Origin of the sequence: Enterocloster citroniae, assembly GCF_040545455.1 — a bacterium.
Lineage (GTDB): Bacteria > Bacillota > Clostridia > Lachnospirales > Lachnospiraceae > Enterocloster > Enterocloster citroniae.
In genome coordinates, this window is sequence record NZ_JBEPLZ010000002.1 from 97,455 (window position 1) to 115,414 (window position 17,960).

At 53.6% G+C, this 17,960-nt stretch carries 12 protein-coding genes; 7 read left to right on the plus strand and 5 right to left on the minus strand.

The genetic code is table 11. The features are described 5' to 3' along the window. On the plus strand, positions 1-1,380 hold the full coding sequence (gene argH, locus ABID13_RS02490) for an argininosuccinate lyase (protein ID WP_007860785.1): 1,380 nt from the start codon (positions 1-3) through the stop codon (positions 1,378-1,380). A gap of 195 nt (positions 1,381-1,575) precedes the next feature. Then, the gene (locus ABID13_RS02495; protein WP_007860784.1) at positions 1,576-2,268 is read left to right on the plus strand and encodes a Crp/Fnr family transcriptional regulator; all 693 of its coding nucleotides are present in this window, start codon (positions 1,576-1,578) and stop codon (positions 2,266-2,268) included. 41 nt (positions 2,269-2,309) lie between these two features. Here the strand turns inward: ABID13_RS02495 and ABID13_RS02500 are convergent, their stop codons facing one another. From ABID13_RS02500 to ABID13_RS02515, 4 genes are read right to left on the minus strand one after another with little or no spacing between them, the layout of a single operon-like run. Beyond that, positions 2,310-3,320 (minus strand): DUF4340 domain-containing protein, encoded by a 1,011-nt coding sequence (locus tag ABID13_RS02500; RefSeq protein WP_007860782.1) that lies wholly within the window; start codon positions 3,318-3,320, stop codon positions 2,310-2,312. 13 nt (positions 3,321-3,333) lie between these two features. After that, positions 3,334-4,725, minus strand: coding sequence for a GldG family protein (locus tag ABID13_RS02505; RefSeq protein ID WP_007860781.1), 1,392 nt, complete (start codon positions 4,723-4,725; stop codon positions 3,334-3,336). A gap of 33 nt (positions 4,726-4,758) precedes the next feature. Next, a complete protein-coding gene (locus ABID13_RS02510; RefSeq protein ID WP_045092853.1) occupies positions 4,759-5,625 on the minus strand; it encodes an ABC transporter permease subunit in 867 nt (288 codons plus the stop codon). Beyond that, on the minus strand, positions 5,609-6,724 hold the full coding sequence (locus ABID13_RS02515; protein WP_045092854.1) for an ABC transporter ATP-binding protein: 1,116 nt from the start codon (positions 6,722-6,724) through the stop codon (positions 5,609-5,611). Before ABID13_RS02515 ends, ABID13_RS02510 begins: the two co-directional genes overlap by 17 nt. A 262-nt stretch (positions 6,725-6,986) precedes the next feature. Here ABID13_RS02515 and tkt point away from each other — a divergent pair, with 262 nt between their 5' ends. From tkt to ABID13_RS02540, 5 genes are all read left to right on the plus strand, one after another. Further along, positions 6,987-8,969: a transketolase gene (gene tkt, locus ABID13_RS02520; protein WP_045092855.1), complete on the plus strand. Its 1,983-nt coding sequence runs from the start codon at positions 6,987-6,989 to the stop codon at positions 8,967-8,969. Between the two features lie 168 nt (positions 8,970-9,137). Further along, positions 9,138-10,058, plus strand: coding sequence for an AAA family ATPase (locus ABID13_RS02525; RefSeq protein WP_045092856.1), 921 nt, complete (start codon positions 9,138-9,140; stop codon positions 10,056-10,058). A gap of 82 nt (positions 10,059-10,140) precedes the next feature. After that, positions 10,141-11,931, plus strand: coding sequence for a vWA domain-containing protein (locus ABID13_RS02530; RefSeq protein ID WP_048929857.1), 1,791 nt, complete (start codon positions 10,141-10,143; stop codon positions 11,929-11,931). Further along, complete coding sequence (locus ABID13_RS02535; RefSeq protein WP_048929856.1) at positions 11,922-16,133, plus strand: DEAD/DEAH box helicase; 4,212 nt, start codon at positions 11,922-11,924, stop codon at positions 16,131-16,133. Before ABID13_RS02530 ends, ABID13_RS02535 begins: the two co-directional genes overlap by 10 nt. Before the next feature lie 65 nt (positions 16,134-16,198). After that, positions 16,199-16,690 (plus strand): GNAT family N-acetyltransferase, encoded by a 492-nt coding sequence (locus ABID13_RS02540; RefSeq protein WP_007860771.1) that lies wholly within the window; start codon positions 16,199-16,201, stop codon positions 16,688-16,690. 10 nt (positions 16,691-16,700) lie between these two features. On the opposite strand, the gene ABID13_RS02545 is transcribed toward ABID13_RS02540, so the two are convergent. After that, positions 16,701-17,933: an argininosuccinate synthase gene (locus tag ABID13_RS02545; protein ID WP_007860770.1), complete on the minus strand. Its 1,233-nt coding sequence runs from the start codon at positions 17,931-17,933 to the stop codon at positions 16,701-16,703. Positions 17,934-17,960: the final 27 nt, after the last annotated feature.

Sequence of the window (17,960 nt, forward strand, 5' to 3'; positions counted from 1 at the left end):
ATGAAATTATGGGGAGGACGTTTTACCAAGGAAACAGATCAACTGGTGCACAATTTCAACGAATCCCTGTCCTTTGACCAGAAATTTTATCATCAGGACATAGAGGGAAGCATTGCACATGTGAAAATGCTGGAAAAGCAGGGGATCCTGTCAACAGAGGACAGAGATGATATTATCCGCGGATTGGAAAGCATTCTGTCTGACCTGGACAGCGGAGCATTGACCATATCATCCGATTCCGGATATGAGGATATCCACTCTTTTGTGGAGGGGACTCTGACAGAGCGTATCGGGGAAGCGGGAAAGCGCCTTCACACAGGGCGCAGCCGCAATGACCAGGTAGCCCTGGATATGAAACTCTACACCAGGGATGAGATTGATGAGATAGAAAAACTGGTAAAGGAATTGTTAATGGAGCTGCTGGTTATCATGGAGGCCAATACAGATACCTTTATGCCGGGCTTCACCCATCTGCAAAAGGCCCAGCCCATCACCCTGGCCCATCACATGGGAGCATATTTTGAGATGTTTTCCAGAGACCGCTCAAGGCTGCAGGACATCCGTAAGAGGATGAACTACTGTCCTCTGGGGTCCGGAGCGCTGGCAGGCACCACCTATCCTTTGGACCGGGAATACACGGCAGCCCTTTTGGGCTTTGACGGCCCCACCCTCAATTCCATGGATTCCGTGGCTGACAGGGACTATCTGATCGAGCTGTTAAGCGCCCTGTCCACCATCGCCATGCACCTGAGCCGGTTCTGCGAGGAGATCATTATATGGAACACCAACGAATACCGTTTTGTGGAGATCGATGACTCCTACAGCACGGGCAGTTCCATCATGCCCCAGAAAAAGAATCCCGACATTGCAGAGCTGATCCGCGGCAAGAGCGGCCGCGTCTACGGTGCCCTGGTATCCCTTCTGACCACCATGAAGGGGATCCCCCTTGCCTACAACAAGGACATGCAGGAGGACAAGGAACTGACTTTTGATGCCATTGACACGGCCAAGGGCTGCCTGGCGCTGTTCACAGGCATGATCTCCTCCATGTCCTTTCGCAAGGATGTGATGGAGGCCAGTGCCAAGAATGGCTTTACCAATGCCACGGATGCGGCCGACTACCTGGTCAATAAGGGGGTTCCCTTCCGTGACGCCCATGGGATCGTGGGCCAGCTGGTGTTGTTGTGTATTGGGAAGGGGATTGCGCTGGACGACCTTTCCCTGGAGGAATACAGGCAGATCAGCCCGGTATTTGAGGAGGACGTGTACGAGGCCATCAGCATGAAGACCTGTGTAGAAAAACGCGTCACCATCGGAGCCCCGGGACAGGAAGCCATGAAGCAGGTGATCGAAATCTACAGACAACAGCTGGCCGGTTGACGGCAGGGCAATTGACAGAAGAAAAGGGCAAAGCTTCCAAAAACGCTGTCCTCAGGACAGGCGGCTGCTTTGTCCTTTTATCATTCGCCGGACCATTGTCAGTACTAGAAAAAAACACCTCTTGACGATTTTTAAGAGGGATTATATAATATTTACATCATGCTAGTTGTAAAAACAACAGAAAGAGGGGGCGGAATGGAGGAATATCTTCACCTTGTGAAAAAATCTCCGCTATTCTATGGGATTAATGATGACGAGCTTTACACGCTTTTAAAGTGCTGTGCCGCGGAGCAGATCGCTTATGAGGACAGCGAATATATTTTCCGAATGGGTGAATCTGTGAATAAAGTGATGATCCTGTTAAGGGGCAGGGCCCAGGTCATGCAGGAGAACTTCTGGGGACGCCAGGAGCTGATCTACCATATCAAAGAGGGGGAACTGTTCGGCGAGTCCTACTCCTGTGCCAGGACCCCGGTGCTTCCGGTGAGTGTGATAACAGAGGGAGCCTGTGAGGTGCTGTTCCTCAATTATCAGAGGATGATCACCTTCTGCTCCCTGGCCTGTGAGTTCCACACCAGGTTTATCCATAATATGCTCCGCCTGGTATCGGAGCACAATGTAAAACTGGAGAATAAGCTGGAACATGTGTGCAGGAAAACTACCAGGGAAAAGCTTTTGTCCTACCTGTCCGAGCAGGCTGTTGCAAGAGGCGGACGGGATTTTGACATTCCCCATAACCGGCAGGAACTGGCGGAGTATCTTTGCGTGGACCGCAGCGCCATGTCCAGTGAACTGAGCAAGATGCGGAACGAGGGAATCCTGGACTTCCAGAAAAATCATTTTGTGCTCCACGACAGGTATGACGGCGGGCGCAGAGAGGGCGCATAAGCAGCTGACTGCTGATGCGCCCTGTTCCTCTTGGGTGACGTTTATTCCGGAAAAACCGCATTGAGGCATTTTTCCGCTGCTTCTTTGGAGATCAGGTTAATGGCCCTGGAGTCATCCTTTCTGGTGTAATAGCCGGTTCCCTCATCATCGGGACTGCCGATGGCAAGGGTGACGGTGCCTGAATCTTCGCCCTTTTCATAGGTCCAGGACAGGGTCATGACCGGGGCGGACAGGCCGAAGCTGCCCAGTTCCTCATCCGTGGCCTTGTAGGTGGTACACGACTGGATGGACAGGCCGCCGATGGCCTGGGCCAGATTATTGAGGGCAGCATTGTCAGGCAGGCGGTTTTCCTCCCGGTCCGCGGAATCTTTGTACCAGGCGATATTATCCTCGCCGTCAATGGTCTTCTTTAGAAAATGTGATGTCTTCCCTTCCTTTGTCACCGTGATCTCCCTGATATCAGCACCGGTCACATAGGGGAGGGATTCTGTTTCCACAAAGTCGTAAAGCCCCTTTCCCGCAGTATCTGTCAGATAGTTCCCAATGGTATATACCTGATCGCTGCCTTCCACGCAGGCGTAGTATTCCGCGGCCGTGCTTGCGTAACCGGAGGCCGTATCCCCGGTGCCGGCAACCTGGCTGCCCACCAGGATGGTCCGGGCAGTGCCGTCTTTTGACCGGGTCTCAAACCGGACAGACGGTGTATCAAGTCCGTAGGAAGCCAGGCTGTCCGGAGTGTCCAGGCGCCGTTCGGCCCTGAGCTTAGACAGGGTATCCGCCAGTGTGGACAGGGTATACTGGCGGATGGGGCAGTCCCTGTCTGTCTGATAGTACCATGTGTCGCCCTCCTTTTCAAAGGACAGACCCTGCCCGTCCTTTTCCCACGACAGGGAGGAAATCCCTTCGATGTCTGTCATATAGATCTGTTCCTCCTCCCGGCGTTGGCTGCTCTCACCGCTTTTCTTCTGCTGCCAGGTGATCAGGCCATAGGCGGCGCAGAGCAGAACCAGGATGGCGGCAGCCGGCACAAGGGCGTTTGTCTTTTTCTTCATATGCTGATCCTCCTTACAGTTTGCGGCGTTTCATCCAGACCACAAATCCGGTGATCAGGAATACCACGGGAATCACAATGATAAACAATGCGCTCCATAACCCGCCCGATGTTATCATATTATAGGTAATATCCAGACTCTTGCTTGGAATGGACAGGGTGGTCACTCCCGGCATTTTGTAGGAAACCGCGTTCATGAATATGGTCAGATTGGTAATATTTGGAAAACTGGTAAGTATGTCGTCTGAGATCAGTTCAGGCGCTGCGATCACAGTGAACACAGACGCCGTATTCTCCTCCTCATTGACGGTTTCCACAGCGGCTGCGGCCAGGACGTAGGTGCCCTCTGTCTTTTCCTGTGTGGCAGGGTCAACCAATATGCCGGAATCCGAAGTGGTCAGGAAGGGGGTTACGGTCAGGCCGTCCCTCAGGTCTTCCTGAATGGTCATGCCTGAGGGCTGAATTGCCAGGGCAGCCTGTTTGGAGTCCACCCCGCTTAACAATCCGCTGGAAAAGTCATATTCAGGGATTACATAGAATGGATTGTTGTTGTAAAAATGCCGGGGGGCCGAGTCTGCCACAAACCCGTTCTTTATATCCATTCCATACTGTGAACACAAGCCGGACAGGTTGGCAAGGCGATTCTGGGTCACTCCTGACAGGAGCAGCAGATGACCGCCGTTTTTCAGATAATCTGTGAGGGCGGTTGTTTCATCCTGGCTTATATCCGTCTGGGGATTGTTGATGATCAGCAGGCCGCAGTCCTGCGGGATCGTGCTGTCCGTCATCAGGTTCAGATCCGACAGTATCATGCCGGACTTTTCCAGGGCATCCTTTACCGTGGCTGACAGAGCGGATTCCTGGTGTCCGGTGAGTGTGTACACCGCAGTCTCATTGTCGTTGGTCACATAGCTTACAGCGCTTGTGATCTGTCCTTCTCCGTCAAAGGCGGTTTCCTTGATCTGTTGGTACTGATAGTAGGCCATGAGATCGATCTGGATGATATCATTAAATGAGACAGCTGTCTTCTTGCCTGTCTCTTCGCAGACCACCAGCACCTGGCCCGGCTGGGCATCCAGGGTGGTCAGCACATCCGGGTGCAGGACAGGGTCGTCCTCCACCACACGGATGCGGGGAGACTGGTCAGCGTACAGGCTGACAAAGGATCTGATCCTTTCATCCACCGAGTCCGGACTGGCTATGATGTGGATGGTAACATCCTTGTCAAGCTTAGACAGGATATCCTTTGTGGTGTCTCCCAGGGTAAGGATCTGGTTAGTGCTTAAATCCCATTTCCTGTATTTGGCCGGGATCTTCCCTATGATTAAGTTGGCTATGATAATGGCAGCAATGACCACAATGGTAAACAGCGCCATATAGCTGCCCTTTTTTAATTTCCTTGTCATGTTTTCCTCCTTGATATGGTGAATCCTGTTATGTCAACTCCATCTGCGTTTTTGTGTGGACTGGACCGTGAGAAAAAGAAGGATAGCGGCAGCGCTGACATAGTATACCAGGCCCCCGATATCCAGTATATGGGTGCCGGCGATATTGTTAAATACATCGGTTAGCACGATCTTTCCCAGGATGTCCGTGAGGGCATGCTCTAACAGGCTTTGTTTCACCAGGTAAGTGCCTGCCAGGCCCATAACGCCCAGGGCTTCCAGACCAAGGGCCAGGGGCACATGGCTTGTGAGGCGGTACATGACAAAGCAGACCAGGCTCCAGAGGATCAGCAGCCCGGCCAGGGAGCCAAGGGCAGTGGTGGGCATGAAGCTTAAAAGCCCGGGCCACAGGATCAGGAGGAGAAGGATGCCAAAGGTCCCGGCCGCCGCAATGAGCTGGCTCTCGGTAAGGGAGGAGATAAACAGCCCGATGGCGATGTACACGCAGCCCAAGAGGAAAAATGCCAGAATAGAGGCGTAGTCCTCAGCCAGATAGGCGGTCCCGTTGGCCTTGATGATCAGCGGGCAGAGGCAGGCAATGGCCATAGGAACCGCGAATATGGTGATCATGGACAGGTATTTCCCCATAATGATCCCCCACAGGGATACCGGGGATGTGAGAAGCATCTGATCAGTGCGGGAGCGCCGTTCATCGGCCATGCTGCGCATGGTGAGGATGGGGACCGCGATCATGAGTATCATCAGGGTGGAGTTCAGTGTGTATGAAAAGTAGGGGTATCCGTTTATCATGTTATATACCATGAAGTAAATGCCCATAAACATGGTCAGGAACGCAATGAACACATAACCTGTCATGGAATAGAAATAGGATTTCAGTTCACGTTCATAGATCGCTCTCATGGGTTTCGTCCTCCTTTTCCTGTGTTGGGGAATCCATAGCCCGGTCAAGGGAGGATCCGGTGCCTGGATCATTGGTTTCGTCTTCTGAATAATTAGTTTCGTAACCTGGATCTTGGCTCTCCGTCAGTGTTCCTTCTGTCAGTTCCAGGAACACCTCCTCCAGGGACGCCTTAGATGCGCTCATGGACAGGATGGGCATGCGGTTTTCGGCAAAGGCATAGAAGAGCTGTTCCCGCACATCCATGGACGCATCCATGGACGCATCTGCGGACGCATTCCCGGCATTGGTTCCGATCTGAAGGTTCAGGCGGCAGACAGGGTTTCCCTCCTCCTGGGACACTGCGCCTATCGATACGGATGGGATATCCTTAAGAACACGGCGGATGGAATCCGCATCACCCTTTACATCCAGCTCCAGTGCGGCTGAGCCCTCCAGCCGTTGCTCCAGATTTTCCGGAGTGTCGCTGGCGATCAGCTTTCCCCGGGAGATGATCATAATATGGTCACAGACAGCGCTGACTTCCGAAAGAATGTGGGAGCTGAGGATGACCGTGTGCTTTTTCCCCAGGTCGCGGATCATATCCCGGATCTCAATGATCTGCTTGGGATCCAGTCCCACGGTGGGTTCATCCAGTATGATCACATCCGGTTTCCCCAGAATGGCCTGGGCCATCCCCACTCTCTGCCTGTAGCCCTTGGAGAGGTTCTTGATCAGGCGTCCCTGTACGTCCGTGATCTTTACCAGTTCCATAACCTCCTGAATGGACTCTTCCCGTTTGTCTTTTGGAATTTTTTTTAGTTTCGCAGCAAATTCCAAATATTCCCTTACAGTCATATCCAGATAAAGGGGCGGTACTTCAGGAAGGTAGCCCATGCGTTTTTTTGCTTCCCCCGGTTCATCCAGTATATTGTGGCCGTCTATGAGGACTTCCCCCTCCGTGGCGCCCAGATAACCCGTCATGATGTTCATGGTGGTTGACTTTCCCGCGCCGTTTGGTCCCAGGAAGCCGTAGATCTGACCGTCTTCCACCGTAAAACTCAGATGGTCCACGGCCAGGCGGCCGCCGTAATCCTTTACAAGATTTTTTACTTCGATCACTGATTGAATCCTCCCGTATGTTTTTATTCATCTCATAGTTGTAAAATTAAAATGTGATGAAAATGTGATTAATTTATAATATTTTTAATAAGATTCCGTTTTCATTTGGCAAAGTATCGCATAAACACGCAAAATATCGCACAAAATATTGCAAGAAAACTCTTGCCCTAAGTAGCTGATGTTGGTATAATATAGGACAGTTGGTAAAAATATAACATATAAGATGTACGAGATGCCTTCGGGCATCAGAATGGAGGGAACAATGAATCAGATTGATACCATGTCGGTCAACGCAATCCGCGTTCTGGCAGCAGATGCTGTGCAGAAGGCAAAGTCAGGCCATCCAGGACTTCCTTTAGGTTCAGCGCCAATGGCTTATGAACTTTGGGCAAACCATATGAACCACAACCCTAAAAACCCCCAGTGGAAGAACAGGGACCGTTTTGTACTTTCAGGAGGCCATGGATCCACTCTTCTTTACTCACTGCTCCATCTCTTTGGATATGGCCTTACAAAGGAAGATATGATGAACTTCCGTCAGATGGATTCCCTGACCCCGGGACATCCGGAATATGGCCATACGGTGGGTGTTGAGGCCACCACAGGACCTCTGGGCGCCGGTATGGGCATGGCGGTGGGCATGGCCATGGCTGAGGCACATCTGTCGGCCGTATTCAACAAGGACGGGTATCCGGTGGTAGACCACTATACATACGTCCTGGGCGGAGACGGGTGTATGATGGAGGGGATTTCCTCTGAGGCATTTTCACTGGCAGGGACCCTGGGTCTTGGAAAGCTGATCGTGTTCTATGATTCCAATCAGATCTCCATTGAGGGAAGCACGGATATTGCATTTACCGAGAATGTCCAAAAGCGCATGGAGGCATTTGGCTTCCAGCTGCTGATGGTTGAGGACGGCAATGACCTGGATGCCATTGGAAAGGCTATCCAGGAGGCAAAGGCTGATACCACACGTCCTTCCTTTATCACGGTTAAAACACAGATCGGTTACGGCTGCCCGGCTAAGCAGGGCAAGGCCAGCGCCCATGGCGAGCCTCTGGGTGAGGACAACGTGGCCGCTATGAAGGAAAACTTAAACTGGCCGTCCATGGAGCCGTTTTATGTACCGGATGAGGTATATGCCAATTATAAGGCACATAGTGAAAAGGGCGCTGAGACAGAGGCAAAGTGGAACGCATTATTTGATGAATACTGTGGTAAATACCCTGAGATGAAGGAACTTTGGGACAAGTTCTATAACCCGGAACTGGGTAACGAGGTATATGACAACGAGGAGTACTGGGCGTATGACGAGAAGCCGGATGCAACCAGAAGCTTATCAGGAAAGCAGCTTCAGAAGCTTAAGAACCTGATGCCCAACCTGATCGGCGGCGCGGCCGACCTGGCTCCCTCCACCAAGACATATATGGCGGATATGGGAGATTTTTCCAAGGATAATTACGCCGGACGCAACCTGCATTTTGGTGTCCGGGAACTGGCAATGGCAGCAATCGGTAATGGTCTGATGCTTCATGGAGGCCTTCGGGCATTTGTCTCCACCTTCTTTGTGTTCAGTGATTACACCAAGCCAATGGCAAGACTGTCCGCGCTGATGGGAGTTCCCCTGACCTTTGTATTTACCCATGACAGCATTGGCGTGGGTGAGGACGGGCCTACCCATGAGCCCATTGAGCAGCTGGCCATGCTGCGCTCCATGCCCAATTTCCATGTGTTCCGTCCCGCGGACGCAACAGAGACAGCCGCCGCCTGGTACAGCGCTGTCTCCTCATCCAAGACGCCTACCGCCCTGGTGCTTACAAGGCAGAATCTGCCGCAGTTAGCCGGGTCCGGCAAGGAAGCCTTAAAGGGCGCGTATATTCTGGAGGATTCCGCCAAGGAAGTTCCGGACGCCATCATCATTGCAACCGGTTCAGAGGTGGAACTGGCCGTTGGAGCAAAGGCAGAGCTGGCCAAAGAGGGTATGGATGTGCGCGTTGTCAGCATGCCGAGTATGGATGTATTTGAGGAGCAGCCTGAGGAGTACAAAGAGGCAGTGCTTCCTAAGGCAGTGAGAAAGAGGGTAGCAGTGGAAGCCCTGGGCGATTTCGGATGGGGCAGATATGTGGGCCTGGACGGAATAACCGTTACCATGAAGAGCTTTGGCGCCAGCGCTCCTGCAGGGCAGCTGTTTAAGAAGTTTGGATTTACAGTGGAGAATGTGGTGGCTGCGGTTAAATCCCTGTAATCCCATAGCAAAAAAAGAAAGCGTTGATCATAAGGGAATCCCTGACCGGAAAAAGAATGGCGGTCAGGGATTCTTTTGTATAGGGCTTTCATATCCGGAAGGGGGATGTTGAACATTTTCGTTCTCAATGGTATAATCTGGTCAATACAGGATAAAGAGGGCAGGCACATGATCGATTTCTTAAAAGAAGAGCATGTAAACAGTGATATTATCAGGGGAATTGAGGGATTTCGGGCTGACTATCCGGCGGATGCCGGGGATCAGGAACGGATTCCTGCGCCCAAATGCCAATACTATGGGCGGGAAATATGGGAACAGGCTGCAGCGGCCCTGTTGTGCGGCCAGAATCTTTTGCTGGCAGGGCCAAAGGCAACGGGAAAGAACATACTGGCCGAGAACCTGGCGGCGGCGTTTGGCCGCCCTCTTTGGGACATTTCTTTTCATGTGAATATGGATGGAGCGGCCCTGATCGGAGCAGATACCTTTGAGGATAACCGGGTGGTGTTCCGCCCCGGGCCCGTGAGCTGCTGCGGGGTGAGCGGCGGCTTTGGAATCCTGGATGAGATCAATATGGCCAGGAATGAGGCCCTGGCAGTGCTCCACAGCATATTGGATTTCAGAAGGGTCATTGATGTGCCTGGTTATAACAGGATCAGGCTGAGGGAGGAGACCCGGTTTATTGCAACCATGAATTACGGTTACGCCGGGACCAGGGAATTGAATGAGGCATTGGCTTCCCGGTTTGTGGTCATAAACATGCCCGTGATCTCCCAGGACAGCTTGGAACGCCTGCTGAGAACCCAGTTCCCCCGTCTGAGAGACAAGTATGCCAGGCAGTTTGCCCTTTTGTTCCAGGAAATCAGGATAAAGTGCCAGAGCGGTGAGATCTCCACCAAGCCCCTGGACCTGAGAGGGCTGCTGAGCGCCCTGGAACTGATGGAAATGGGAGTGGGGGCATATCAGGCACTGGATATGGGGATTACCAACAAATCCTTTGATCCCTATGAACAGACTCTGATAAGGGATATGATCCGAAGCCGGATACCAAAGGGGCTGGACGGGGAAAAACTGTTTTCAGAGCGGATATGAGGAAGAACATCCACCTAAAGAGGAGGGAGTTTCAATCGAAGGGAAAGAGGAATACAGATTGCAGCGCCGGAGAGCGCTGAATATGATATGGACAGCGGCGGAGGATTATTCCTTCCGCCCGGTTTTCATGGCCTTTGACAGGGAGGGAAAGGCGGATTTGTATCTCAACAGTGTGATCGGATGGACCCACAAATGGTACGGGGGCGGAAGTCTGGAGGCATTGCCCCGCGCCTTTGAGGGCGCGGCCTTTCAGGATCTGTACGATACGGTGTACTGGCTCTGCATGGAGACGTGCGTCTATGAGCAGGAGCGGGAAGACCGTCCTGCGGTTCCGGAATTAAGGCGGGAATATGCCCGGCGGATATTGAGGGACTCTGGGAGTGACGGGGAGCAGGAGCTGGCAGTTACCCTGAGAAATGCCCATTTTGGCAAGGCGCTGGGGGGCAGGACCGTGCTGCTGCCCAAAGAGCAGCGGCTGGTCCGTGACATGGATATGAAGGGAAAGCTGACAGAGGCGGAACTGGAAGCCCGGATCCGGATGATCCTGAGGGAATATTTTCACTTTCGGTGTGATGTGCCTGAGGAAGGGATTGGGACTGGGCGGCGGAGGCATTTCCGGAGGGGAAAGCTGTTTTTGAAAAAGCCGGCTGTCCGTTTTATGATAACACGCCTGGATGATCCGGAGGAGGATTATGAGGAGGAGGCCGGGGAAGAAAAGGACAAAGATCCCGGTAGAAAGAACGGCAAAAAGCCCGGGGAAAAGGAGGGTGAGGGAAAGGAAGGCCGTACAGGCCGGCTGGGGAATTTCCTGGGCGAACTGTGGGAAGCCGGCAGGGATGAGTGGAGCCGGGAATATATAGAGACATGTTTTGGAAGCCCGGTGTACCATGTGCGTGAACTGCAGCGGATCGAATCACTTCTGTGCACCGGCAGCCATGAGGGCTGCCATCTGTACTTTACCAAAGGGGAGAGACGGATTACGGCCGGTTCGGGCAGTCCCCGGGGCAGGCTGGAAAAAGAAGCCCAGGGCCGGCAGCGCATAGCCCTGGAGCAGGAAAAGAAGAACCGGGAATACTATGAGGCTCACAGGGATGTGCACCAAAACTGTATTCTCAGGCTGAAGGAACAGATTGCAAATACCCTTCTTATTGAGCAGGAACCGGAATCAGTGACTGCAAGAATGGGAAAACTGAACGGAAGAAGGGTGTGGAGGGAGCGGCGCCTGGGGGATATGCGGGTGTTTGACAGGGAGATTATCAATGACACGGCTCCTTTTTCCGTGGATATTATGCTGGACGGTTCCGCCTCCCAGCTCCACAGGCAGGAGATGATCGCCTCCCAGGGGTATATCATAGCCGAAAGCCTGCGCCTTTGCCGCATCCCGGTTCAGGTGTATTCCTTTTGCAGCTTTTGCGGGTATACGGTTTTTAATATATTGAGGGAATATAAAGACAGGGACGGGAACCGGGATATGTTCAGGTATTCCGCCTGCGGATGGAACCGGGACGGACTGGCTTTAAGAGGGGCGGGATATCTTATGGAGCAGTCACAGTACCCCAACCGGCTTCTTATCATACTCACAGATGCCAGCCCCAATGACGATAAAAAGATCCCCTCACAGGGAGTGTGGTTCAAAAAGACGGAATATGAGGCGGAGACAGGGATCCGGGATGCGGCGGATGAGGTGAGGAAGCTGAAGAAAAAAGGGATTCGGGTCATAGGTGTCTTTTATGGCCTGGATCAGGAGCTGGAGGGAGCCAGGAAGATATATGGCAGCAGCTTTGTAAGGATCAGGGATGCCGGACAGCTGGCCGACACGGTGGGCGGGTTGATCCGGGAAGAGGTGAGAAGAATGGAGGAATCATGCCAGTAGATGCGTTAGAGCTATTTTCGCGGCCAACGGCCCGGTGGTTTTTACAGACATTTGGAGCGCCCACAAAAGTCCAGGAGGAGACCTGGCCCGCCATTGCCGCCGGCCGCTCCGTGCTGGTCAGTGCGCCTACGGGAACAGGAAAGACACTGTCCGCATTTCTTGTATTTATAGACAGGCTGAATGCCATGGCCCGGGAGGGGAGGCTGAAGGAGGAGCTGTACCTGATCTATGTGTCTCCCTTAAAATCCCTGGCTGGGGATATCAGGGAAAACCTGCGCCGCCCCCTGGATGGGATCTGCCAAGAGACGGAGCTGATGGGAGAGGGGAAGATGCCGGATGGTCTCCGGGTGGCGATCCGCACCGGGGACACGCCCCAGAAGGACCGGCAGAGAATGGTCAGGCATCCGCCCCATATCCTTATCATCACGCCGGAATCCCTGTATCTGATGCTCACCTCCAAAACAGGGCAGACCGTGCTGAGGACGGCAAAGGCAGTGATCGTGGATGAGCTTCATGCCCTGATCGATACAAAAAGGGGCGCCCATCTGATGCTTTCCATTGCAAGGCTGGACTGGCTCTGCAAAAGGCCGCTCCAGCGCATCGGACTGTCGGCGACCATTGAACCCCTTGACCTGGCCGCGGCATATCTGTCCCCGGAGCCGGCTCTGATCTGCGCTCCGGCCATGGACAAGCAGGTGAGGATCCAGGTGCTGGGGACCATGCCGGCCCAGGGCAGGAGGAAGGATCCTGTGTGGGAAGAACTGGGACAGGCAGTTTACCGCCAGTGCCTGCAGTACAGGAGTGTCATTGCCTTTTCCGAGGGCCGCCGGTATGCGGAGAAACTGGCTTACTATGTCAACCTTTTGGGAGGGGACGGTTTTGCCAGAGTGCATCACGGCAGTCTGTCCAAGGAGGCTCGGGCCGGGGTGGAGCAGGCTTTAAGGGACGGAAGTCTGCGGCTTCTGTGCGCAACCTCCTCCATGGAGCTGGGGATCGATGTGGGGGAGCTGGACCTTGTTCTGCAGATCGGCTGCCCGCGCACCGTGTCCAGCACCATGCAGCGTTTGGGACGGGCCGGTCACAATCCGGGGAAGGTAAGCGTTATGTATATGTATCCCCGGACCGCGCCTGAGAGTGTGTACTGCGGAATGACGGCCCAGGTGGCCAGGCAGGGAGGAGTGGAGCACACCAAGCCGCCGCGGCTGTGCCTGGATGTGCTGGCCCAGCATCTGGTCTCCATGGCAAACGGGGAAGGCTACACGGTGGAGGATGTGATGGAGATCCTTGCCAGGGCCTATTCCTTTCAGGATGTGACCAGGGAGGATGTGAAGGACCTGCTTTGTATGCTGGCCGGGGACTATGAACACAGAAGGGATGTTCCGGTCCGTCCAAGAGTCCTGTATGACAGGATCCATGAGCGGGTGGACGGGGACGCATACAGCCGGATGCTTGCAACGGCAGCCGGAGGTACCATACCGGATAAAGGACTGTACACGGCCAAGACCGAAGACGGGGTTAAATTAGGTGAACTGGATGAAGAGTTTGTCTATGAGTCCCAGCGTGGGGATAAGTTCATGCTGGGCTCCTTTGCGTGGAAGATCGCAAGGATCGATAAGGATACGGTTTATGTCACCCAGGTGTCAGCAGAGGGAGCCAGGCTGCCTTTCTGGAAAGGGGAAGCCAGGGGGCGCACCTTAAAGACCAGTCTGGCGTTTGGCAGGATCCTGGGCAGGCTGGGGGAGGCCGGGGAACAGGGAAGGCTGGGGGAAGAACTGGCCGGCCTGGGATTGGACAAGGCATCGGTGATCAGTGCCGAAAGCTTTCTGAAACGGCAGATGGAAGCGGTGGGAGGGCTTCCTGACCACAGGACCATAGTGGCGGAACATTTTACCGACCACACAGGTTCACACCAGGTGATGGTCCACGCCCTTTTTGGACGCAGGGTCAACGGACCGTTATCCCTTCTGCTGCAGCACATGGTAAGGACCGAATACGGGTTTGACACAGGCTGTGTGGATGAGGAGGACGGGTTTATGCTGTACCCCTACGGGCAGGAGACGATCCCGGAACAGCTTTTATACCGGCTGGATCCGGACCGGGTACGGGATATACTGGAAGCACTGCTGCCCGTCACCCCTCTGTTTAATATGACATTCCGGTATAATGCTGCCAGGGCGCTGATGATGGGCATGAAACGAAACGGCCGCCAGCCTTTGTGGATGCAGCGGCTGAAAAGTACGGAAATGCTGGATTCCCTGATGCATGAGAAAAACCATCCCCTGATCCGGGAGACAAAGCGGGAATGTCTGGAGGATCACTGGGACATAGATGGAGTGATGCAGATCATCCATGGGATCCGCGCCGGCTCCATAAAGGTGCGGGAGGTCTGTACCGATGTGCCTTCCCCCATGTCCCTGCCTCTCCAGTGGCAGGCGGAGTCGGCGGAAATGTATGAATATTCCCCCACCACACCCGGGATCCGCCAGGCGGTCTATGACGAATTAAAATACATGGAGGGGATCAGGCCTGCATCCAATGTCCTGGAAAAGCAGCAGGAACGGACAAAGCTGCCAGGGGATGAGAAGCAGCTCCATTCCCTGCTGATGATAGAAGGGGACCTGATTGCAGGAGAACTTGAGGTACCGGTGGAATGGCTGGAACTTCTGGCAGGGCAGGGGCGGACGCTTTACATTGAGCCGGGGCTCTGGATCGCTGCGGAGCAGGAGGAACTTTATGAAAAAGCCCTGTCCGAGGGGGGACTTGAGGAAGCTGCCTCCATTGTGCGCAGAATGCTGCGCTACCGCGGGGGACAGACCGCGGACCAGATCAGGGAGCGATATTTCCTGACCCCGGAGAGGACAGAGGCAATCCTTGCCCGTCTTCTGGAGCAGGATGAGATCGTGGAGTGGGAGCATGTTTTCTACCATAAAAAGCTGTACGACAGAGCCAGACAGTCCACACTTCGCAGTATGCGTCTGGAGACATCCACCCAGCCCGGCGCCCACTACGGCGCATTGCTGGCCCGGAGGGCAAAGCCATATACCACGCCCGGGGACCAGTTAAAGAAGACCCTGGACCTGTATTACGGGAGAATGTTCCCTGTCAGGCTCTGGGAGTCGGTGATACTGCCCCGAAGGGTCAGGCATTACAGCGGGGGGATGCTGGATAAGCTGCTGGCGGAGGGGGATTATTTCTGGAAAATGGGAGAGGACGGCGCGCTGTGTTTCTGCCGGTATGAGGATATTGACTGGGACGCCCCGCTTCCTGATGCAGAGGAACAGCTGGAGGGGGATGAAAGGCTTTTGTACGGGGAACTGAAACGCAGAGGCGCCAGCTTTTTAAGATTTCTCACAGACATCCCAAAAGAAAAAAGCGCCCAGGAGGTGTTGCTGAGTCTGGCGGAAAAGGGGCTGGTATGCGCGGACAGCTTCGTGCCGGTACGCCAGTGGCAGAACCGGGAAAAGGTAAAAAAAGCCACTGCAAGGCAGCGGGTCAATGCCCGGGTAATGGCCTTGTCAGCAGGGCGCTGGGATATTGTGCGCCCATTAAAAGCAAAGTCCATGGAGGAGTGGCTGGACCTGTTTTTCCTTGAGCAGCCTGTCATGTGCAGGGAGACATTTGCAAGGGCTGCTGCGGCCTGCGCCGGTTCGCCTTACGGTTTGGCGGGTCACGATCCTGCGGGTCCTGGTTCCGTTTCCGCCGGGCCCTCATGGAGTTACCAGCAGGCCATGGAACTGCTCAGGATCTGGGAGTATACCGGAAGGGTGCGCAGAGGGTACTTTGTGGAAGGAATGTCAGGGGCCCAGTTCATACGGAAGGAAGAGTATGAGGGGATCACAGCTGTGCTGAAGACGCCGGAGGACGAGGTGGTATGGCTGAATGCATGGGACCCTGCCCAGATATGGGGAAAGGCTCTGGTACAGCCTGAGGGCAGGGATTTTTTAAATGTACCCGGAACCGCAGCCGGCCTCCGGTCAGGACGCATTGCCGCGGTTATGGAACGCCAGGGCAAGGTGCTGCGCGTATTTGAGACAGAGGTGTTGGAGCAGGTACTGAAGGAATTTATTAAGGAGTTCCAGGGAAAGGCCCTGTTTCCGGAATTAAAGCGGCTGATCCTTAAGGAATATCCAAAGGAGTCTGAGGATGTGCTGAGGGGAGCCGGTTTTGTGAAGGAAATGAACGACTATGTGCTGTACCGGTGAGAAGATAAAAGGAATCGTCTGTCCTAAAAATCCCCAGGGCAGACTGCAAGGGAGGAAAATCTTACATGGATATGATCATAAGAGAATACACAAGGGACGATGCAGAGGAAGCGGCTGTGATCTGGAACCATATTGTGGAGGAGGGGATCGCATTTCCCCAAACGGACTGCCTGACCAAAGAAAGCGCGGATGCATTTTTTTCAGAACAGTCTTTTACGGGAACTGCATTTGACAGGCACAGCGGGGCCATGGTGGGCCTGTATATCCTGCACCCCAACAATGTGGGACGGTGCGGCCACATCTGCAATGCCAGCTATGCTGTGAAATGGGATATGAGGGGCCGGCAGATCGGGGAGAAGCTGGTGCGCCACTGCATGGAAAAGGGAAGGGAGCTGGGCTTTGGCATCCTTCAGTTTAACGCCGTGGTCAAAACAAATGAAGCCGCCCTTCATCTGTACCAAAAACTGGGATTTACGCGGCTGGGCGTAATACCAGGAGGTTTCCTGATGAAGGACGGCAGGTATGAGGATATTATTCCCCATTATATTGTGCTGTAACAGACTGTGATCAGTTCCCCTTATTCTCAGCCTTCACCTCGGCCATCTTCATGGCGCGGACCTTAAGAGGCAGGCCGAACAGCGTGATGAAGCCATCGGCATCGTGGTGGTCATACAGGTCGCCTGTTGTAAAGGAGGCCAGGGACTCGCTGTATAAGGAGTAGGGGGATGTGGTTCCGGCCTTGATGATATTGCCCTTGTACAGCTTGAATTTTACTTCGCCTGTGACATATTCCTGGGTGGACTCAACAAATGCCTGGACTGCTTCACGCAGCGGCGTGAACCATTTTCCCTCGTATACGATCTGGGCCATCTTATTGCCCATGTCTTTCTTGGCATCCATGGTGGCGCGGTCTAATACCAGTTCTTCCAGCTGCTGATGTGCTTCCATCAGAATGGTTCCGCCCGGAGTTTCATATACGCCGTGGGACTTCATGCCAACCACACGGTTTTCCACGATATCCACTATACCGATGCCGTGCTTGCCGCCCAGCTCATTTAATTTACGGATGATGTCGGCCACTTTCATCTTTTCGCCGTTCACGCTGGTGGGAACGCCTTTTTCAAATGTCATGGTCACATATTCGCCCTGGTCGGGAGCTTTCTCAGGAGATACGCTCAAGACCAGCAGATGGTCGAAGTTGGGCTCCAGGGACGGGTCCTCCAGTTCCAGGCCTTCGTGGCTGATGTGCCACAGGTTGCGGTCACGGCTGTAGCTGGAATCAGCTGAAAAGGGCAGGTCAATACCGTGCTGCTTGCAGTACTCGATCTCATCTTCACGAGACTGAATGGTCCATACATCGGTCATACGCCATGGAGCAATGATCTTAAGATCAGGAGCTAGAGCCTTGATGCTCAGCTCAAAACGGATCTGGTCATTGCCTTTTCCGGTAGCGCCGTGGCATATGGCGGTGGCGCCTTCCTTGCGGGCGATCTCCACCAGGCATTTTGCAATGGCAGGACGTGCCATGGAAGTGCCCAGAAGGTATTTATTCTCATATACTGCATTTGCCTTAACACAGGGCATAATGTAGTTTTCACTGAAATCATCTACTAAATCTTCAATATATAATTTGGAAGCTCCGGATAATTTTGCTCTCTCCTCAAGGCCGTCCAATTCATTGCCCTGACCGCAGTCGATGCAGCAGCAGATTACTTCATAACCAAAATTTTCCTTTAACCACGGAATAATGGTGGTGGTATCAAGCCCGCCGGAATAAGCTAAAATTACTTTCTCTTTCATATCTATATCCTCCTGATATTGCTCTCT